The organism is Mesorhizobium sp. M7A.F.Ca.US.010.02.1.1 (assembly GCF_004023085.1).
Taxonomy (GTDB): Bacteria; Pseudomonadota; Alphaproteobacteria; order Rhizobiales; family Rhizobiaceae; genus Mesorhizobium.
In genome coordinates, this window is sequence record NZ_RZRV01000042.1 from 35,837 (window position 1) to 55,200 (window position 19,364).

A 19,364-nucleotide genomic window follows, 5' to 3' on the forward strand; every position below is an offset into this window, starting at 1 on the left:
ACTGGCTTGTTCCTGGCCGCCGTGCTTCGATCCTGGCGATGACGACCCCACCAAAGCTCAAAGCCTATCGCGCCAAACGCGAATTCGCCAAGACGCCGGAACCGGTTGGCGGGCTCGTCAGCAGCGACGGCAACCGCTTCGTCGTCCACAAGCACCACGCCACCGCTGACCATTATGATCTGCGCCTGCAGGTCGGCGATGTCTTGAAGAGCTGGGCGGTGCCGCGCGGGCCTTCGCTCAATCCGGCCGACAAGAGGCTGGCGGTCGAGACCGAGGATCATCCGCTCGAATATATCGACTTTGAGGGTGTCATTCCCGAGGGCGAGTATGGCGGCGGGCCGATGATCGTCTGGGATACCGGCACATGGGCGCCGATGGACGACGTCGAAAAGAGCTTGCGAACCGGCGCCTTCAAGTTCCGGCTGGCCGGCGACAAGCTCAATGGCGGCTGGATGCTGACCCGGCTGAAGCCGAAACCCGGCGAAGATGAGAACAAGAAGAACTGGCTGCTGTTCAAGGAACGCGACCTCGCCGCCGACACCGCGCTTGACATCCTCACGGCCCGGCCGGAAAGCGTCAAATCCGGATTGCGCATCGAGGAACTGGCGGCGCCGGCGAAGCCCGCCACCAAACCCGCGCCCAGACAGGGATCGCTGAAGCCCGGCACGCTGCCGGGCGTGTTCAAGGCTCCCATGCTTGCCCGTATCGAGCCGCAACTGGCGACGCAGGTGCCAAAACCACCCGATGGCGACGACACCCAACAAGTCTGGCTGCACGAGATCAAATTCGACGGCTACCGCACCATGGCGCATCTCACTGGCGGCGTCGTCAAGCTGATCACCCGTGGCGGCATCGACTGGACGAAGCGCTATGGCGACCTGCCGCATGCGTTCGCCAAGCTGCCCTGCCGCGATGCCATCATCGACGGCGAGATCGTGGTGCTCGACGCCCGGGGCATCAGCCGCTTCGCGCTGCTGCAGGATGCGCTGGCCGAGGGCGCCGGCAGCAATCTCCATTTTTACGCCTTCGATCTTCTCCACCTCGACGGCTGGGACCTGACCAAGGCGCCGCTGGTCCGGCGCAAGGCGCTGCTGGCGCAGATGCTGTCGGGCCTCGGCGCCAATTCCGCCATCCAGTTCTCCGACCATGTCGAAGGTTCAGGGCAGGGGCTCTACGACCAGGTGTCGGAACTTGGGCTGGAGGGTGTCGTCTCAAAGCGCGCCACGGCCATCTATCAGAGCGGCCGAACCAAAAGCTGGACCAAGACCAAGGCACTGCTGTCGGACGACTTCGTCATCGCCGGCTTCACCATCTCCGATGCGGCCGAAGGGCTGGCTGCGCTCGGCATGGCAGAGTTCGAGGGTGGTGAATTGCATTATCGCGGCAAGGTCGGCACCGGTTTCGATGCCGCCACCGCCGGTGAGTTGCTCGCCAGGCTGGAGCCGCTGCGGGAAGGCGCCACCCCGCCCGAGGGTGTCCCGCGCGAAATCATGCGCGAGATGAACTGGGTGCGGCCGCTGCTGTCGGCGCGCATTCATTACGCCAACCGCACCTCAGACAATGCGCTGCGCCACGGCGTCTTCCGTGGTTTGAGGGATGTCGACCTGTCGACGCCGGTCTCGTCCAAACGCAAGCGGCTGATCGCCGAGGCCGACCTTGCCACAATCTGGGTGACCAACCCGACGCGCCGGCTGTTCGGCAAGACCGGCCCGACCAAGCTCGACATCGCGGTCTATTACGCGCTGGTCGGCGACTTCATGCTGCCGCACATCCTCGGCCGGCCGGTGTCGCTGGTGCGCTGCCCGACCGGCCTGCCGAAGGATTGCTTCTTCCAGCGCCACGCCTTCACCGGCATGCCGCCCTCAGTGGTGACATTCGACGCGACGAATTCCGAGGGCGAGACCAAATCCTATCTCTCGGTCGAAGGCGCGAAAGGGTATCTGGCGCTGGCGCAGTTCGGCGTCGTCGAGTTCCACACCTGGGGCACCCACCGCACCAGCCTCGACAGGCCCGACCAGATCGTCCTCGACCTCGATCCGGGCGAGGGGATTTCATGGCGCGAGGTGGTCGAGGCCGCCGTGCACATCAAGGGCGAATTGGAGCGCCTGGGGCTGGTACCGTTCGCCAAGACCTCCGGCGGCAGCGGCATCCACATCACGGTGCCGGTGACGGGCGCGCAGAACTGGAAGAAGCTCCACCAGGCGACCAGCGCGATCGCCACGCATCTGGCGGCAACGGCGCCTGACACCTTCACCACCACCATGGGCAAGGACAACCGCAAGAAGCGCATCTTCATCGATTATCACCGCAATGCGCGCGGCCACACCTCGGCAGCACCTTACTCGCTGCGCGCCCGCACCAATCTGCCGGCCTCGACGCCGGTCAGTTGGAGCGACCTCGAATCCATCGATGCGCCGCAGGATCTGAACTATTCCTCCCTGCCGGGGCTGCTGGCGACGTCGGGCGATCCGTGGGCCGAGATCGACGAGTTCGCGCGGGATTTGCCGACCTTGAAGAACTAGGTTCCTCGGCCCCCATGAAATGGGGGAGAGCGTTGCGGGGCGAGGAACCCAACGCCATCGACGCTTCCGACAATTTGAATTATTCTCTCCGCCACGACCTCAAAGACGTGGCGGAAGATTTCGTCAGGGATTTGCCTGTATTGTGCGGGGTCGGTGTAGGATTTGCGCAGCCTCGTTCGTCCTTCGGACGAAAAGCGCTGCAGTGAATGTCAGTGCATGGCCGCGTAGGAGTGTTTCATGGCGCCCAGGGCAAGTTGGAAAGGTTACCTTAAACTCAGTCTGGTCAGCTGTCCGGTGCGGTTATATCCCGCCACCAGCGCCAGCGAGCGCATCTCGTTCAACCAGTTGCATAAGAAGACCCACAACCGCATCAACATGAAACCGGTCGACCCCGAATTGGGGCTCGTCGAGCGTGCTGATCTGGTCAAGGGCTATGAATACGAGGACAAGCAGTACATCATCATAGATGATGCCGACCTCGATGCGGTGCGCATCGAATCCAATCACACGATGAACATCGAGGCCTTCGTCGACGAGGACGAGGTCGACGTCATCTATCAGGACGCGCCCTACTACATGGCGCCTGACGGCGCGATGGCGGAGGAGACCTTCGCCGTGCTGCGCGAAGCCATGCGCAAATCCGGCAAGCTGGCGATCGCACGCCTGGTGCTGTCGAGCCGCGAGCGGGTGGTGACGATCGGCGCGCGCGAGAACGGCATGTTCGTGTGCACCTTGAGGAATCCGAACGAAGTGCGTGGCACAGCTGAATATTTCGGCAACATCCCAGCCGGCAAGCCCGATCCCGAAATGCTGCAGCTCGCCGAAGCACTGATCAAGCAGAAGGAAACCACCTTCGATCCGAAGAACTATGAGGACCGCTACGAGGCGGCACTCATGACGATGATCCGCGAGAAGCTGAAAGGCCACAAGCCGATCATCGCGGCGGCACCCGAGCGCGGTAATGTCATCAATCTGATGGATGCGCTCAAAGCGAGCCTGTCGCAATCGAAGCCGCCGGCCAAGTCGAAAAGCAAGGCCGACGAGGTTGCCAAGCCCGCCGCGAAGAAGGCGGCAGCGGGTGGTGCTGCTGAAAATCCGTTGAAGGCCAATCTGCTGAAGGCGGTCGGCAAGAGCAAGAAATGACGGCACCGACCGGCGCTGTTTTTGGCACGATAGGCGCGCTGGCGGCTTTTCCGCTCAGGCTGGCTGCGCGGGAAGTGGAACGCCGACACGGCCAGCTGCGGCGCGGTATCACCAGGCGCACCACGCATGTCGTCTTCGGCCGGACACTTCTCGCCAGGGCAGGCCTCGTCAAAAACGGCGATGCCGAGATCGAACGCCGTGTCGCCGCCGAGCGCGCGGCCGGACGAACGCTGATCAGCGAGAACGGATTTCTGCGCCTTCTCGGACTGATGAAGACACCGGAAGCGTCTTCGCTGTCGCGGCAATCGCTGATCGATCAGTCGCGGCTATCAGGCTCCGACCTCGATTTTTTGTCGCTGTTCGATGCGTTCGAGCATGACTCAGAACCTTATTCCTTCCGCGACCTGATCCTGGCGCGCAAATATGCCGGGCTCATCGCCGGCGGCGCGACATGGGGGGCGATCGCGCGCTCCGTCCACCGCTCCGGCCCGGTGGCGTCGCTGACCGCCAAGTCGCTCAATGTCGGCTCGCAGCATGGACGCGCCGATGCCATCTATCTCGAAGGCGGCCAGAGCGAACTCGACGGGCAGTTGCTGTTCGATCTCGGAACAGCCGGGGCAGAGGGTGACGACACGCTGGAGGAGTTGTTCGCCGAGGCGGAAGCGGCGGAGGAGCAGGGCGACCATGATAGGGCCGCCGCGCTCTACCAGCGCTGCCTGGCCATCGATCCGAGCGATGCGATTGCCGCCTTCAACCGCGCTAACTGCCTGCGCGCCGGCGGCCACGCGGCGGACGCCGCGCACGACTATATCAATGCGATAAAACTCGACCCGGCCTTCGTCGAGGCGTGGTTCAACCTGGCCGGACTGATGAGCGAGCAAGGTCGCGAAGCCTCGGCGCGAAGGCACCTGCAGAAAGCGATCGCGCTCGACAAGACCTATGCCGATCCGGTGTTCAACCTCGCCCGACTGGAATTCGACGCCGGCAATCTGCCGGAGGCGCGGGGCCTGTGGGTGCGTTATCTCGAACTCGACGCGGAGTCCGAATGGGCACGGGTTGCAGCCAAGGGCGTGCAGTTCGTGGATTTGCAGTTGGCGCGGACGGCGGGGTGAGGGATGCTGGCGCTTGAACACCCCCCTCTGGCCTACCGGCCATCTCCCCCGCAAGGGGGGAGATCGGAAGCTTGGGCGTCCCGCTCCTTCTTGCAAAGTGGGAGATTGGCGAAAGCGGTTGAGCGCGCAATCTCCCCCCTTGCGGGGGAGATGTCCGGCAGGACAGAGGGGGGTGTGACGGAACTCGACCTCTCCAGCGAGACCGCCCCATGACCACCTTCCTCTTCGACGGCGACGATAATGCTCCCGTCACCATCCTGCTCGCCCACGGCGCCGGTGCATCGATGGATTCGCCTTCGATGACCGCCACCGCCAAGGCGCTGGCCGCGGCCAGCTTTCAGGTTGCGCGCTTTGAATTCCACTACATGGCCGCGCGCCGCTACGGCCACCGCAAGCCACCGCCGCGGGCCGAGACGGTCAACCCGGAATATATCAAGGCGATAGCCGACCTCAGGGCAAAGGGCGTGACGGGACCGCTGATCATCGGCGGCAAGTCGATGGGCGGGCGCGTCGCCTCCATGGTCGCCGACGAGATGTTTGCCAAGGGCGAGATTTCAGGCCTGCTGTGCCTCGGCTATCCCTTCCATCCGCCGGCCAAGCCCGAGCAATTGCGGACAAAACACCTCGCCGATCTAAAGACGCCAACGCTGATCTTCCAGGGCACCCGCGACGAGTTCGGCACCAGGGACGAAGTCGCGACTTATGGCCTTTCCGACCGCATCGAGGTGATCTGGCTGGAGGACGGCGACCACGATCTCAAGCCTCGCAAGAGTGTTTCGGGGTTTTCGACCGCCGACCATCTGAAGACGCTGGCCGAGACGGTGAAGGCGTGGTCGGGTCGGGTCGCTTCCTGAAGCGATGAAGATCGCCTCCTTCAACATCAACAACATCAACAGCCGGCTTGAAAACCTGCTGGGATGGCTGGCTGCGGCAAAACCCGATGTCGTCTGCCTGCAGGAGCTGAAGGCGCGCGACATGCAGTTTCCGCGCTCGGCATTGGCGGCGGCGGGCTATGGCGCGGTGTGGAAGGGCGAGCCGACGTGGAACGGTGTTGCCATCCTGGCGCGGGGTGCCGAGCCAGTGCTGACCCGCGATGCCTTGCCCGGCGACGATGCCGACAGGCAGAGCCGCTATATCGAGGCGGCGGTGAACGGCATCATCGTCGCTTGTCTCTATGCGCCGAACGGCAATCCTCAGCCCGGCCCGAAATTCGCCTACAAACTCGCCTGGCACGCGCGGCTGGAGGTGCATGCCGAACAGTTGCTCGACACCGGCCTGCCGGTGGTGCTGGCCGGCGACTACAACATCGTGCCCGAGCCGCGCGATATCTACCCCACCCGCTCCTATGAGGACAACGCGCTGGTGCAGCCGGAAAGCCGGGCGTCGTTCCAGCGCCTGCTCGACCAGGGTTGGCTTGATGCCCTGCGCAAGAAGCATCCGAAGGAAACGCTCTACACATTCTGGGACTATCGCCGCAACCGCTGGCCGCGCGATGCGGGCCTCCGGCTCGATCACATCCTGCTGTCGAAGAAACTGGCACGCCGCCTGACCGTTGCCGGCATCGACCGCGACGTGCGCGGCGAGGACGGCGCCAGCGACCATGCGCCGGTGTGGGTGGAATTGAAGTAAGGCGACTGCTTTCATGCGTCGCGCTTGAACGGATTCCTGCAACGCGCTTTAAGTCTTTGTCTCGATGCATGTCGCTGTCCCAAATCCGGGTTCGCTTTTGGCCGACATGCAATAACCTGTCGGCAAGTAGCCCAACGCAGCCGGATCGCCCGTGAACGCAATCCCCCATGAGATTTGTGAAGCGAGGCTCCATGCCTGACTTGGGCGCTGTCCAGATACTGGCCGCCGCCATTGTGGTGCTTGCGGCTGCTGTCGCGTCCTGGCTGCTGTGGCGGAAGCGCAGCCGTCGCAAGGGACGGCGGCTAACCAATCCGGCTGCCGACTATGCCGTCCGTACCGATTGGAACGCCCGCGGGGGTATGCTCAATTACTCGTCCTTCGTCTATTTCGATGTCGATCGCGACGGCAAATACGGCGCCGGAGACCGGCCGATGGCCGGGATCATGGTGCGGCTGTATGACGAAGCCGGCAAGCTCGCCGCGTCCGCGCGCACCAACAATGCCGGCTTTGCCAACTTTCCCATGTCGGTGAAAAGCAGAAAGGCAGTGATCCGCAAGCCGGGCAACTGGCGCTTTGTGGTTTCGGTGCCGCCCGGCTGGCAGGCGAAAAGCGAAAATGACATTCAGTCCCGACACTTCCTGCCGCTGCCGGGTTCGCCGGCCGGGATGGTATCGCAGGAGATGCTGCTGCCTGTCGGTCTGGCACCGCCGCGCCGCGTCAGCGGGCGCGTCGCCGGCGATGGACCAGCGACCCTCTCCGTGTCGGGGAATGGGTACGTCCTGGAGACGCGGGCACTGGCGCCGGGTGCCGTCTTCAGCTTCGACCTGGCTGAAGAAGCCGACACGGTCAGCGTCAGCGGCGGCGGCTTGGCGCGGCGGCTGACGCTATCGCCCTACTCGGCGGATCTCGGCCTGCTGTCGCCGCAACGCGCCGGCATCGACACTGATGCCGCCCTCGAAACGATCGATTTCGACGATGTGACGTCGCGCAGCCTCAGGAAAATTCCGGCTGGCCATGCCGGATTGGCGTGGCGCAACCTGAATGCGATGGCCCGCGACTTCACCAAGGACAGCCAGGGCTATGTCAATGGTAATGTTTCCGGCGACCATGTGCTCTACACCAGCAGCGGGCTGCCGGCCGAATTCAGCTGCGAACGGCCGTTCGGCTTTCACTCGGTCATGCTGAGCGCCGCCTGGCTGGCGTCGGAAGGGGAGGTGGCGCTGATCGAAAGCTGGCTTGGCGAGCAGCTGATTGCAAGCGACGAGGTCACGCTGTCGGCGCTAACGCCGCTGCACTACGCTCCAATGCTCAAAGCTGTAACGCGTGTTCGCCTGTCGACGAAGCACTATTGGCAAATGGTGTTGGACGACCTGATCCTGGTGCGTTGAGGTTTGGACGCGCCAGGAGCAGGTGGCGCTGAAATTATTGCGGTGTCGGCAACGAGGAGCCGTTGGCCGCAGTGACCGCCGACAACCGGCCTTTTTTCAAGAACGATGGCTTCACATAGATTTTTTTCATATCAGACTCTCCTAAAATCCCGATCCGATGATGCCAGACTGCGGCCATCTGTCAACCATGCGGGCTGAAATCGGCAAACTGCAATAAATCCAAGGAGGCGCGGCAAGGCGCCCGCCCTCCAATAGCGGCAACCGGATCGCAATGTTGGACAGCCAGACCGGCCCGATTTATGCGGTGGCCTTCGCCGCCGACGGCGCGGTGCTGACCGGCGGCAACGACCGCACCATCCGCGACTGCCGGCCACCGGCGGCGACGGCGTGGTGCTGTTTGCCGGCGCGCCGGAATGAGCGAAATCTTGATCACCCTGTCCGCCGTGCTATGTAAAACCCATGCCAGCACCCAGCCTCCCAGACAATGCGCCGCTCATCGTCATCGATCTCCAGACCGGCATGTTCGACGGTGTGCACGAGCAGCCGATCCATGATGCGCCTGATATTGTCGAGCGCACCAAGGCGGTGATCGATTGGGCGCGGCGCGGCGGGCGCAAGGTCGCTTTTATCAGGCATGACGGACCCGATGGCGACCCGTTGGCACCGGATGAGCTGGGCTGGCCGGTTTGGCCCGCGCTCGGCCAAGCGGCGGACGAGCCGACCTTTGCCAAATCCGTTCGCGATGCTTTCAGCAATCCTGCCTTCGGCGACTGGCTTGCCGGTCAGGGTGCGAGTGCTGTCGTGCTCTTGGGCGCACAGACCGATTTTTGCGTGGCCGCGACGGTCAAGGGCGCCATCGCCAGAGGGCTCGGCGTGACCGTGGTCTCCGATGTGCACAGCACGCTGGACAATGCCAGCGAGAGTGCCGAGCAGGTCATCCTCAGGCACAATGGCGAATTCGCCGAGGCCGGCGTCAATCTGGTGACCACAAAGGCGCTTGTCGGCGGCTGAAGCCCGACCGTCGCCGCAGCGCGCATTATCAGGCGGGCCGGCTTGAGGACTTCGCGAGAGAAGACAGGCGGCTGCCGTGGTCGACGCGGACGGGGGGGCGCATTGTTGGGATGGCTCGGGCGCCCGCGTCAACCAGGGCGGCTCGTACCGCCGCATTAGCAACATTGCACATTGCGGGCCGCTCGAAACTTCCGCGAAAGCGGAATAGGCCGGAGCAAAAGTGCGGATTCGGCTGAGACTTTCGGCGCGCTTTCCCGGTCAGGGAGTCAAAAAGTCTGCTGGCTTGTCGGGATGTCGCTCAGGGCGTTTGCCGGGTCCTGCACCGGATCGGCGAGGAACGATGCCGCAATCAGGTCGTCGGCATCGATCCGACCATGACGATCTTCCATGATGGCCGCGACCTTTTGAAAGGTTTTCATTTCGGCATCCGTCACCCGCGCATCACGCATCCTGGCTTGGAGATCGGCCAGGCGAACGCCCAAAGCAGGGGATGTCACAGCTTTGCTTGTCATCTTCACTCGTCCTGATTGGAAGCTGGGCAACCCGCCGCCATGGCTGGCGGCGGGTTGGACAGTTCGAAATTCAATCGTAGACCTTGATGATCTTGCGGGTGCCCGGATCCACCAGGACGGTGCGGTTGTCGACCACCACGTAGCGGTATTTGACATCGGGGATCTCATGAAGTTCGACCGTGTCCGGCAACGCGCTACCAATATTCAGTTCCACACCGGGAACCTTGACCGAAGCGAGAGGCTGCTTCTTCACATACTCGCGGATGACCGTGTCCTGTTCAGGCTGAATGACAACGTCCTGAGCGGCAACGGCGCCGACACCAGCCAACAGCAATAGCGCCGCTGCGGCGCCCGTTAGGTGCATTTTCATACCGTTTCTCCTTGCGAGTCAGCATGACAGGATCGTTCAACGCTGACGGCAACTGAACTTGAGCCAAATGAAAATGTTCCTCCGCTGGGGCTTCGGTCGGGTGAGACGTGCGACTTAAGTCTGGTCTGCGAGCGCATTGGTCTTACCGACGGGAACGGCTCTCTGTTCATGGCTGTTTGTCTCCCGGAATTCGGAGAGACAGATGGACAAAAGTGTTGGCCAAGCGCGCTGGTTGCTCGCACCGATTTTCGCGACAGCTGTCACCTTTCTGGTGATGGGGATAGTCCTTGGCTGACATGTCGTCGATCGGCGCAGCAACGTCCCTTCCTGCGCTGATAGGATTCGCAAGCCGCTTCGGCGGCTGGCGAATCCTCTATTTTCACCATGCGCCGGCCTGCTCATTCGGCAGCCGAGCGCTTCGTTCAGCTTATGCAACGTTGGGAGGTTACTATGGATCGGCGATCCTTCTTGACGGCGATGTTTGGCATTGCCGGGGCCGCGGCCCTTGCAGGGGCAATTCGCCCGATCGAGGCAGCGGCCGGTGTTCCAAGCGCTGGAAACGGCATTCTCGATGAAATTGAGGCAGAGGCCCTCGACGACGAAGGTGCACATGCGGAGGTGCAGCCGGTCGACCATCGACGCTGGGATCGGGGCTGGGATCGGGACTGGGATCGGGATCGGGGCTGGCGCCGGCGCCGGCACGGGCGGCGTTGGAGACGGGTCTGCCGCAGTTACTGGCGGCATGGTCGCCGTCGCGTCCGGTGCTATCGCAGACGTGGCCCTTCGGTCGTCCTTCGATTTTAGCAGCTAGCCTGCACGTCCTAGCGATTTGATCAGTGCGATGGGCTCGGCGTCCGCATCTTTCCTGCGGCTGCCGAGCCGGAGGCTGTTTGTCGAGGCTGAAGCTATACGTGGCGAAACGGCGCGAAGATGAATCCGCGCCACACAAAGGCGAAGACGGCAAGGCGAGGACAAGAAATGGCCCGGCAGCCAGGTGCAAAGGGAGGACGCCGGGCCAGCCGACTTCTGGCGGTCGTCGGCCATCGCTACATTAGATATATCTAATGTTAATGCAAGCAACCCAAAACTTCTCCGATGGACAAAACACCGTCCGAAGCTGTCCGTTTCGCTGCATGATCACCAGCACGGCCGCCGCACTGCAGACAGCGGCAATGGCGGATCTTCCTGGCCTAAGTCTGGAGGACTTGCGCGGCGGCAATCTCGCTATGGCTCAGCAGTAGCTCGTTCAGTTTGCCGCTTTGCTATCGGCCGCGTGTATCGATCGAGCGGGCGGGGAAGACAGGGCACGTTGATCCGCAGGCTGCTCACTGAAGTAAAGTGAACTGCCGAGTAGAAGGAACACGATGCCCACCGCCGTTAATCCAACCATGAGCACGGCGATCGCCGTTCCTGGGCCATGGCCCGTCTTGATGATGGTGGATCGGTGGGGCATCGCGCTGTTCTCCAGGCATGGCACCCGGCGGGGCCGCTTTCGACAAACGACGAACACGGCCCCGATGTTCCCTCGTTGGAAGCTTCAATCGGTCACGTCGGGCTTTTGCTTTTTCCTGTAGGACCAAGGTCTTATCCGTCGTGCGCAAAAGTCCAAGGGGCCTTGTTCAGTTCCGATAATGTCCCTTGGATGTTCCGCTATTTTAGGTAAATCTGATATAATGCCTAGGCGGAAAACTTAGCCGGCCAAGCACATTTTCCCGCGAACCGGGCATGGAAAATGTGGCTTTGGCAAGTTCAACAACAGGCAGTCATGTCTCGGGCGACGAATGGCTCACGTCTCGTCGAATCGGCCCTCGCGGGTCTGATCGCGCGTGATCGCGGCTTCTTCCTCATCATCGGGAAGGGCATCGTCGCTGTCCTGGTACGCGTTATCGTCGTCCTCGTCGGGCAGATCGCCGTCTTTTTCGACGCCGTAACGCATGTCGCCGTTTTCCGGCACGGACTCTGGCAGGATCTCGCCGCCCTTGATCGCATCCCAATCCTGCTGCTCGATGGTAGGCCCATCCGCCTGCGGTGCGTCATCTTCGATGTCGGCGCTTGGTTTGTTGCGCGGTGCCATGCCGGCCTCCTTCCTTGAAAAAACTGGAGGCGAAACTCGGCGTGCCGGCATTTGTTCCCCTGCTCGAAGTGCAAAGAGCGGGCGTGCTTCTGGATTTTCGACGGCTGGCGCGTCAGCCCAGCCCCGCCGGCACCGCCGCCGCGCGCCGGATCGCCACCGTTGCCAAGTCGCCGCGCAATGGAAAGCGCGCAGTGGCGATCGGCCGCTTACTTGCGAAGTTGCTAAAATAATGAAATGTTGTTCGCGGGAAATGGGATGAGCAGGGACTGGTTGGAACCGGCGCGGTTTCGGCGGTTTGGGGAAACCATGTATTTTGGGCAGTTTCTCGTAGGAATGTCAGCCACGGCTCTCATTGTCGCGGTGTGGACCTATATGGTCACCGGCTCTTTCTGGGAGGCATTTGCCTGGACGATAGCGACGCTGCTTGTCCTGCAGGTCGGCTACTTCGTGCTCATCGTGAGGCTGATCTTCAGGCGCTCGCACGATATCGTGCCGAGCCAGGATCCGGTAGACGCCTTCCCGCCATTGCATCGCGACGGTGTCCAGCTTTGAGACCGGCTGGCCAGGATCACTCGCGCGTGTGCGCCCGGGCAAATTCGGGGAACCTCGCCCACAGCGCGATCACGGTGTTTGGTCACTGAGAGACAGCGTTGTCTGGGCATAGCCCCGCTGGAGGTTTCGGCACAGCGTATCGTGGGAACATTTCGGCGTCGTCGTGGGAACATGATGCATGCGCGACCGGCTTCGCATGGCTCAGGCCGTCAGGTGGAACAAGTGATCATGCTTCGCGTCCTCTAGCAGTACCGGTGAGGTTGCCACCTCTATCGGCACTGCCATGGCTCGCTCTGCTCCCGGCGGGGCGAGTCTTTTTCGTGCTCCCATCGTCGAGATAGAGGGACGCGAGGCTGATTTGACGCGGCGACAACAGGTGCTTCGCCAATTCGGCTGCAGAAGGGATTTTTCGTCTTCTAATGTCCGTACACATTTGTGCAAGTTTTCAAGCATTTCCGCGCTGTCTGCCGCATGCTTGATCAGCAACAAATTAATATCCGGGCTGCAAACATAACATCTTCAATTCTGAAGTTGGATGGAACCACATGGCAGCGGTGGAGTTTTTATGGAGGGCGGAATTCAATTGTCACTAGGAGACGGTCATGAAACTTTATCTTACAAGCGCGGCGGCTGCCATCGTCCTGACGGGCGGCATGGGTGCGGCGCTGGCGGAGAGCGTCGTCGTCGTCCAGCCGCAGCAGGAGACGGTCGTTCGCGAATACATCAAGAGGGAACCGCTTGCCTCGGTGAACCTTCTGGGGGTCGAACTCAAGCTCGGCTCGTCGGTACCGGACACTGTCGAACTGCGTGAAGTGCCCGACGTCAAATACCGCGTCGCGGTGATCAATGACCAGACGGTCCTCGTCGACCCGGAGACCCGCCAGATCGTTGAAGTGCTGCCCTAAGGGGTTCCCGCAGCACTGGACCTTGGGAAAAACCCGCCCCGACGTCGCGTCGGTGGCGGGGTTCCTTTTGTCGCGATCCGCGATGGCCTATTCGGCGGCCAGTCTATCCTGCGTCTTGGTCTCGAAATCGCTGGCGTCGTGGCGCTCATGCAGTTGCATGGCAGGCTCGCCGAAAGCGCGGTTGACCATGCGGCCGCGCTTGACCGCCGGTCGGGCGTCGATCGCCTTGGCCCAGCGTTGCACATGTGCGTATTCCTGCACGGATAGGAACTCGGCGGACTCATTGTACATGCGTCCGAGCGCCAGCCCGCCATACCAGGGCCACACGGCCATATCGGCGATGGAATAGTCCTTGCCGCCGAGATATTCAGTCTCGGCCAGCCGGCGGTCGAGCACATCCATCTGGCGTTTCACCTCCATCGAGAAGCGGTCGATGGCATATTCGAACTTTTCCGGCGCATAGGCGTAGAAATGGCCGAAGCCGCCGCCCAGATACGGCGCCGAGCTCATCTGCCAGAACAGCCAGGACAGCACTTCGGCGCGCGCCGGCTGTTCGGTAGGCAGGAATTCGCCGAACTTTTCGGCGAGATAGACCAGGATCGAACCGGATTCGAAGATGCGCACCGGCGTCTTGCCGCTGCGGTCCATCAGGGCCGGGATCTTGGAGTTTGGATTAACCTCGACGAAGCCGCTGCCGAACTGGTCGCCATCGTTGATCCGGATCAGCCAGGCGTCGTATTCGGCACCCTTGTGGCCGCGCGCCAGAAGCTCTTCCAGCATGACCGTGACCTTGACGCCGTTCGGCGTCGCCAGCGAATAGAGCTGCAACGGATGCTTGCCGACGGGCAGTTCCTTGTCATGCGTCGGCCCGGCGATCGGCCGGTTGATGCTGGCAAAGGCTCCGCCGCTCGGCTTGTTCCAGGTCCATACTTTCGGCGGTGTGTAGTCGGTCATTTCGTGGCCTCGTGTCGGGGAAGGATGGCAGGTCGCCATAAACTAGGGCTGCGGATGTGTAAGTTCAACTTGCGTTGAACTATTATCGATGCCCTCGGAGCCAACATCGGCAATTGGGCACTTCCTCACCCTTGCGCCTTCTCCTGCGTGGCATACCTATAGAAGATGTCACCAAAGCCCATCCAGGACAAAAGCATGACCATCAATCCCAATCCGCGCTCGGTCGTCGCCGTGCGGGCCACTGTCCCCGAAGATGCCTTTACGGCCGGGGCGCTCGGCACGCTCAGGGAAGGCAGCGGCGTCGTCATTCGCAACGATGGGCTGGTGCTGACCATCGGCTATCTCATCACCGAAGCGGAAGAGGTCTGGCTGACCAGCCATGACGGCCGCGTCATCCCCGCGCACGCGCTGGCCTATGACCAGGAATCGGGCTTCGGCCTGGTGCAGGCGCTGGCGCCGCTCGGCCTGCCGGCGGTGGCGCTGGGCGATGCCGGCAAGGCCAGGATCGGCGACGCGGTCGTGCTGGCCGACGGCATCGGCCAGTCGGTGCAGGCCAGGATCGTCACCAAGCAGGAATTCGCCGGCTATTGGGAGTATCTGCTTGACGAGGCGATCTTCATTGCGCCGGCGCACCCCTCCTGGGGCGGTGCCGGGCTGTTCGGCGCTGACGGCTCGCTGCTCGGCATCGGTTCCCTGCGCCTGCAGATGAGCCGCAACGGCGAGGTCGCCGACATCAACATGGTGGTGCCGATCGATCTGTTGCCGCCCATACTCGACGACCTCCTGACGCGCGGCCAGGTGGCCAAGCCGCCGCGCCCGTGGCTCGGCGCCCTGTCGGCCGAAAGCGACGGCAGAGTGGTGGTGATGAGCGTGACCGAGGGCGGCCCGGCGGCCAAGGCCGGCTTGCGCCAGGGCGACATCATCTCCGACATCCGGGACGGCGCGGTCGACGGGCTGGCCGATTTCTACCGCAAGCTGTGGGAGAGCGGCTCGGCGGGGGCCGAGATTCCAATGCGGGTGCTGCGCGACGGCCGCGAAACCTGGCTGCGCGTCAAATCGGCCGACCGCGGCAGTTTTATGAAAAAGCCGCAACTGCAGTAGACGCGTCGATGGCGTCGGCGATGTCGTCGGGTTGGCCGATCCGCCCGACCGGCAGCCGCTCGGCCATCGCGGCCAGGGTCTCGTCCTTGCGATCGCCGGCCCCCTGCGTCCAGATCGTGGTGTCGACCCAACCGAGTGACACGGCATTGACGCGGATCGGAGCCAACTCGACCGCCAGCGCTCGTACGAGGCCTTCGGGCGCTGCGTTGACAGCGGCAACGACGGAGCCGCGCGCGGCTGGCCGGTAGGCGGCGATGCCGGAAACGAAGGTCATGGAGCCGGTTGCTACCAGCCGTGGCGCACCGTGCTTGGCGAGCAGCAGCGGGCCATAGAGCTTGCTCTCGACAACCTTTTGCGCCGCCTTCAAGTCAAGCGCCGGCAGCAGCTGGTAGGAGCCTTCGATGTCGGCGGCGGTGCTGACGATGTGATTGACGTCGCCGATCCCCGCGAACAGAGCCGCGACCTGGTCTTCGCGGGTGACGTCGACGACGGCCGTTTCCAGCCCGGCGGGATTGCCCAGCGCCTCACGCGCCCGTTGCAGCCGATCCTCGCCGCGCCCGGCGGTGATCACACTGGCCCCAGCCTCGACGCAGCGCCGGGCCAGCGCCAGACCCATGCCAGAGCCGCCACCGACGATCAGGATTTTCTCATTTGAAATGCTCATTCGCTCTGCCTTTGCTTGGATGGAGAAGGGCAGGGAATTGGCAGTTCGGTACGGCAAGTGAAAACGGAAGAAACCGATAGCGCTATCGGAAGCGCCGATGATGCAGGGCGATCAGTTGCCGCAAGCGGTGAAGGCGGTGCCCGGGTTCCAGTCTTTGAAGGCGATGGTCTGGCCTTCGACCGAGACGGTCTTGTGCTTGGTGCTGCCGTCCGGCTGCTTTTCGCTGCCGGTGCCTTTGCCGGTCAGGACATTGTACTCGCAGGCGCTTTCGGCATTCTCCTTCAAATAGTCATCATGGTCATAGGCGAAGCCGGCGACGATGAAGGCAGCGTCGCGCCAGGCGATGGTCAGCGTCATGTCGGTCCGTTCGCTGCCGACCGGCATCGCCGGCAGGTAGAATTTGATCGAACCGTTGGGCAGCATCGTCAGTTCCGGCTCGGTGTCGGAGTTCTCGTAACCCGGCCGGTCGTAGCCGTTCCATTCCCCGTGGATCTGCTCGTGCACGGTTTCGACGGGCTTGAGGTAATTGTGCTCCTTGTCCCTGAGGAAGAAGTGGACATCCATCGGGTGGCCGGGCTCGGTCTCCACCACCATGGCGAGATCGACGGCGCCGTCGCCGTTGAAGTCCCCGGTCACCGCTGTGATGATCTTCCGGGTTTCGATTGGCTCGGCGAGGGCGGCCGTGGGGAGAGACAACACAAAGGCGAGCAACAGAGATTTCATGGCATATTCCCCCGGGAGCGAGATGGCGTGCCCGAGCACGAGCATGGCAGGTATTCCGAAATTTCATACAGCGGGGCCGGGAGAAAAATGTTCAGGTCGAGGGGCGCGAAGGAACGCCGTAGGCGCCCGCCAAGTTTGCTGCCGGAAACTGACAGCGACTCGTGCCATTCTGGTCGATGACGGGCAATGCCAGGGACGACAGAGAGGGAACTGATGGCGCGAGCGACACCGAAAGGACAGGCCGGCTAATGGCGCCGGTCAAGGTTGATCCCGACAAGGTCCATGAATTCCCGGATCCGGGCAGCTTCTACGCATGGCTCGGCAAGCACCACGCCACGGAAACCGAAGTGTGGATCAAGGTTCACAAGGTGGGGTCGGGACTGAAGTCGATCACCCCCAAACAAGCCATCGACGTGGTGCTGTGCTTCGGCTGGATCGATGCGGTGCGCAAGGGGTTGGACGACAAGAGTTTCCTGCAGCGCTACACGCCGCGCAGCCGGAAGAGCATCTGGAGCCTGATCAACATCGACAATGTCGCGCGGCTGGTCGAGGAGGGCCGCATGACCGAGCATGGGCTCAAACAGGTCGAGGCGGCCAAGGCGGACGGGCGCTGGGCGCGCGCCTATGGCAGCGGCAAGGAGATGAAAATCCCCGACGACCTGCAGGCTGCCATAGACGCCGAACCCGCTGCGAAGGTGATGCTGGCAAAGCTCAGTGCCCAGAACCGTTTCGCGCTCGCCTTCCGCACCCACAACATGAAGACCGAGGCCGGGCGCAAGAAGAAGATCGAGACGTTTGTGGCAATGCTGAAGCGCGGCGAGACGATCTACCCGCAAGGCAGGAAGTAAGGTTTGGGGTGGGCTGGTTTGGGCGCGAGTTCGTCTTCGGCACGGCAAGCCTGTCCGCACGGGATCCGGCGTTGCGCGAAGCGCTTCAGGATCTGAATCGTGAAATTGTTCCAACTGCTTGTTTTTGCGCAATTCGATGGTCGGCGCGTCGCGCGGCTGCTTCAGCAACGACATCGCCGGTGGACGAAGGACGGCACGGCGGCTACCCTTCGAAAGCCGCGACGATCGAGCGGCGGACGCTGGGAGTCGTTGCCGTTGAGAAGAGTTGCTTCGTGGACGATGGCGCTGGGTCTCATTGTCATCGTCGCGTGTGTGGGAGCCGGCGCCACGCTTGCCCAGACCTCGCCCGACCAGACGTCTCCCGACCTGGCTTCTCCCTCGGCCTCGCCGGCAAAAGAGATCTCGGTCGGGATCAAGGAGGCGCCGCCTTTTGCGTTCAAGCTGCAGGACGGCAGCTGGTCGGGATTGAGCATCGACCTCTGGCAGAAAATCGCCGGGCGGCTCAACCTTCGCTTCCGCTATGTCGAAGTGCCTGCCGTGCAGGACCAGATCGATGGCGTCGTCAACGGCAGGTTCGATGCGGCGATGGCCGCGATCACGGTCACGGCCGACCGCGAAAAGGCCGTCGACTTCACGCAGCCCTTCTTCACGACCGGGCTCGGCATTGCGACACCGCTCAACAACCAGCCGTCATGGCGGCCGGTGCTGCATGCCCTGACGTCGTTCGGCTTCCTGCAGGCGGTGCTGGGGCTGGTCATCATATCGGTGGTGGTCGGCGTCCTGATCTGGATGTTCGAACGTCGGCACAATGACGATTTCGGCGGCGGCGTCGCCAAGGGACTGTTTTCCAGCATGTGGTGGTCGACCATCGCCGCGACGCAAGCCAGCACCGGCGACTTCGGTCCGCGAACCGTGCCGGGGCGCGTGCTGGCCGCGCTCTGGATGATGGGATCGATCATTGCCATCGCGGTGTTCACCGCGGGCGTCACATCGGTGCTGACGGTGACGCAGATGGAAGGAATGGTGCAGGGCGAAAGCGATCTCGCCCAGGTCACGGTCGGCGCGGTGCAGAGCTCGTCGACGGCGTCCTATCTGGATTCGACCCAGATCCGTCATCAGGACTTTGCCTCGATCCAGCAAGGCCTCAACGCGCTTCGCGCCGGCAAGATCGATGCGCTGGTGCACGACAAGCCGCTGCTTGGCTGGCTGGTCGGGCAGAATTACGCGACAAGCCTGCAGGTTCTCGATGCGACCTTCGACCAGCAGCAATATGCCATTGCGCTGCCGCTCGGCAGCCCGTTGCGCAAGTCTCTCGATGTCGCCCTCCAGACCATCGAAAGCGATTGGTGGAAGCAGGCCGTTTTCCAATATCTGGGCGAGAAGTAGTCGACAGGAGCTTCCGCGGTGCGATGCGCTGGAAAAACCGCCTTCGCTCTGCGAGAGAGGCGGCCTTTTCTTCAAGAATTGATGGTTGCTGTCACTGGTTCAGGTCGACCGGTGTCACGCCAAGAAGTTTCAGGGCATTGGCATAGCTCCGGATGCCTTGCGCCTGCTTGCGCTCGGCACAAAACCGGTTCGCCTTGTCCTGGAGCGCGGTTGCCTCGGCGATCTGGCTTGCGCTGGTGCCTGGGGCGACTTTCGTTTGGATGGCCCCGTCGAGTTGAAGGCCGAGCTGGCTGCAATATTCGCTCCGGGTGACCGCTGCGTCCGCACCCGATTGTGCGACCGCCAGCATGGCGAGCGAAATGCCTGTCAGGGCACCGATCCGTCCGGTCGAACGTCGTTGCATGTTTCGGGACCATTTCTTCGCGTTGTGCCGCGGCCCGCTTGACCGCCGCGAAGGTGGTTATGACAGG

The 19,364-nt window shown here is 62.7% G+C and carries 21 protein-coding genes; 14 read left to right on the forward strand and 7 right to left on the reverse strand.

Features of this window, described 5'->3' with window-relative positions; genetic code table 11:
* Positions 1-38 precede the first annotated feature (38 nt).
* The 8 genes from ligD to EOA19_RS29055 all read left to right on the forward strand — a co-directional run bounded on the left by ligD (position 39) and on the right by EOA19_RS29055 (position 8,805).
* Entirely contained in the window at positions 39-2,522 is a 2,484-nt protein-coding gene (gene ligD / locus EOA19_RS29005) for a DNA ligase D (protein ID WP_128305559.1), read from the forward strand.
* 237 nt (positions 2,523-2,759) lie between these two features.
* Positions 2,760-3,665, forward strand: coding sequence for a Ku protein (locus tag EOA19_RS29010; protein ID WP_024501732.1), 906 nt, complete (start codon positions 2,760-2,762; stop codon positions 3,663-3,665).
* Positions 3,662-4,777 (forward strand): tetratricopeptide repeat protein, encoded by a 1,116-nt coding sequence (locus EOA19_RS29015; protein ID WP_128305560.1) that lies wholly within the window; start codon positions 3,662-3,664, stop codon positions 4,775-4,777. The genes EOA19_RS29010 and EOA19_RS29015 overlap by 4 nt, the downstream gene beginning before the upstream one ends.
* A 209-nt stretch (positions 4,778-4,986) precedes the next feature.
* Positions 4,987-5,631 (forward strand): alpha/beta fold hydrolase, encoded by a 645-nt coding sequence (locus EOA19_RS29025; protein WP_128305561.1) that lies wholly within the window; start codon positions 4,987-4,989, stop codon positions 5,629-5,631.
* Between the two features lie 4 nt (positions 5,632-5,635).
* Positions 5,636-6,406, forward strand: coding sequence for an exodeoxyribonuclease III (locus EOA19_RS29030; RefSeq protein ID WP_128305562.1), 771 nt, complete (start codon positions 5,636-5,638; stop codon positions 6,404-6,406).
* A gap of 191 nt (positions 6,407-6,597) precedes the next feature.
* The gene (locus EOA19_RS29040) at positions 6,598-7,794 is read left to right on the forward strand and encodes a hypothetical protein (protein ID WP_023813323.1); all 1,197 of its coding nucleotides are present in this window, start codon (positions 6,598-6,600) and stop codon (positions 7,792-7,794) included.
* Between the two features lie 274 nt (positions 7,795-8,068).
* Complete coding sequence (locus tag EOA19_RS29050) at positions 8,069-8,248, forward strand: WD40 repeat domain-containing protein (protein ID WP_245486366.1); 180 nt, start codon at positions 8,069-8,071, stop codon at positions 8,246-8,248.
* Positions 8,249-8,253: 5 nt separating this feature from the next.
* The gene (locus EOA19_RS29055) at positions 8,254-8,805 is read left to right on the forward strand and encodes an isochorismatase family protein (RefSeq protein ID WP_023813326.1); all 552 of its coding nucleotides are present in this window, start codon (positions 8,254-8,256) and stop codon (positions 8,803-8,805) included.
* Positions 8,806-9,071: 266 nt separating this feature from the next.
* Here the strand turns inward: EOA19_RS29055 and EOA19_RS29060 are convergent, their stop codons facing one another.
* From EOA19_RS29060 to EOA19_RS29075, 3 genes are all read right to left on the reverse strand, one after another.
* On the reverse strand, positions 9,072-9,317 hold the full coding sequence (locus EOA19_RS29060; RefSeq protein ID WP_031213628.1) for a hypothetical protein: 246 nt from the start codon (positions 9,315-9,317) through the stop codon (positions 9,072-9,074).
* A 70-nt stretch (positions 9,318-9,387) separates the two neighbouring features.
* A complete protein-coding gene (locus EOA19_RS29065) occupies positions 9,388-9,687 on the reverse strand; it encodes a DUF1236 domain-containing protein (protein ID WP_031213630.1) in 300 nt (99 codons plus the stop codon).
* Between the two features lie 1,786 nt (positions 9,688-11,473).
* Entirely contained in the window at positions 11,474-11,761 is a 288-nt protein-coding gene (locus EOA19_RS29075) for a hypothetical protein (protein WP_023813332.1), read from the reverse strand.
* A gap of 14 nt (positions 11,762-11,775) precedes the next feature.
* Between EOA19_RS29075 and EOA19_RS29080 the strand changes: the two genes are divergently transcribed.
* The 3 genes from EOA19_RS29080 (at position 11,776) to EOA19_RS29090 (ending at position 13,218) form a co-directional block, all read left to right on the forward strand.
* Positions 11,776-11,991, forward strand: coding sequence for a hypothetical protein (locus tag EOA19_RS29080; RefSeq protein ID WP_023813333.1), 216 nt, complete (start codon positions 11,776-11,778; stop codon positions 11,989-11,991).
* A gap of 103 nt (positions 11,992-12,094) precedes the next feature.
* Complete coding sequence (locus EOA19_RS29085; RefSeq protein WP_245486367.1) at positions 12,095-12,313, forward strand: exopolysaccharide production repressor protein; 219 nt, start codon at positions 12,095-12,097, stop codon at positions 12,311-12,313.
* 602 nt (positions 12,314-12,915) lie between these two features.
* Positions 12,916-13,218 carry a DUF1236 domain-containing protein gene (locus EOA19_RS29090; RefSeq protein WP_128305564.1) on the forward strand — a complete coding sequence of 101 codons (303 nt, stop codon included), beginning with the start codon at positions 12,916-12,918 and terminating at the stop codon, positions 13,216-13,218.
* Between the two features lie 87 nt (positions 13,219-13,305).
* Here EOA19_RS29090 and yghU read toward each other — a convergent pair whose 3' ends face one another.
* Positions 13,306-14,172 carry a glutathione-dependent disulfide-bond oxidoreductase gene (gene yghU, locus EOA19_RS29095; protein WP_128305565.1) on the reverse strand — a complete coding sequence of 289 codons (867 nt, stop codon included), beginning with the start codon at positions 14,170-14,172 and terminating at the stop codon, positions 13,306-13,308.
* Positions 14,173-14,367: 195 nt separating this feature from the next.
* Here yghU and EOA19_RS29100 point away from each other — a divergent pair, with 195 nt between their 5' ends.
* Positions 14,368-15,273, forward strand: coding sequence for a S1C family serine protease (locus EOA19_RS29100; RefSeq protein ID WP_128305566.1), 906 nt, complete (start codon positions 14,368-14,370; stop codon positions 15,271-15,273).
* On the opposite strand, the gene EOA19_RS29105 is transcribed toward EOA19_RS29100, so the two are convergent.
* Both EOA19_RS29105 and EOA19_RS29110 read right to left on the reverse strand, forming a co-directional pair.
* Positions 15,248-15,937, reverse strand: coding sequence for an SDR family oxidoreductase (locus EOA19_RS29105; RefSeq protein WP_128305567.1), 690 nt, complete (start codon positions 15,935-15,937; stop codon positions 15,248-15,250). The two genes, EOA19_RS29100 and EOA19_RS29105, sit on opposite strands and share 26 nt — an antisense overlap.
* A 111-nt stretch (positions 15,938-16,048) precedes the next feature.
* The gene (locus EOA19_RS29110) at positions 16,049-16,660 is read right to left on the reverse strand and encodes a hypothetical protein (RefSeq protein ID WP_164893069.1); all 612 of its coding nucleotides are present in this window, start codon (positions 16,658-16,660) and stop codon (positions 16,049-16,051) included.
* Between the two features lie 248 nt (positions 16,661-16,908).
* Between EOA19_RS29110 and EOA19_RS29115 the strand changes: the two genes are divergently transcribed.
* Both EOA19_RS29115 and EOA19_RS29120 read left to right on the forward strand, forming a co-directional pair.
* Complete coding sequence (locus tag EOA19_RS29115; protein ID WP_128305569.1) at positions 16,909-17,508, forward strand: YdeI/OmpD-associated family protein; 600 nt, start codon at positions 16,909-16,911, stop codon at positions 17,506-17,508.
* 255 nt (positions 17,509-17,763) lie between these two features.
* Positions 17,764-18,894, forward strand: coding sequence for a transporter substrate-binding domain-containing protein (locus EOA19_RS29120; protein WP_245486369.1), 1,131 nt, complete (start codon positions 17,764-17,766; stop codon positions 18,892-18,894).
* 91 nt (positions 18,895-18,985) lie between these two features.
* Here EOA19_RS29120 and EOA19_RS29125 read toward each other — a convergent pair whose 3' ends face one another.
* A complete protein-coding gene (locus EOA19_RS29125) occupies positions 18,986-19,297 on the reverse strand; it encodes a hypothetical protein (protein ID WP_164893070.1) in 312 nt (103 codons plus the stop codon).
* Positions 19,298-19,364 lie beyond the last annotated feature (67 nt).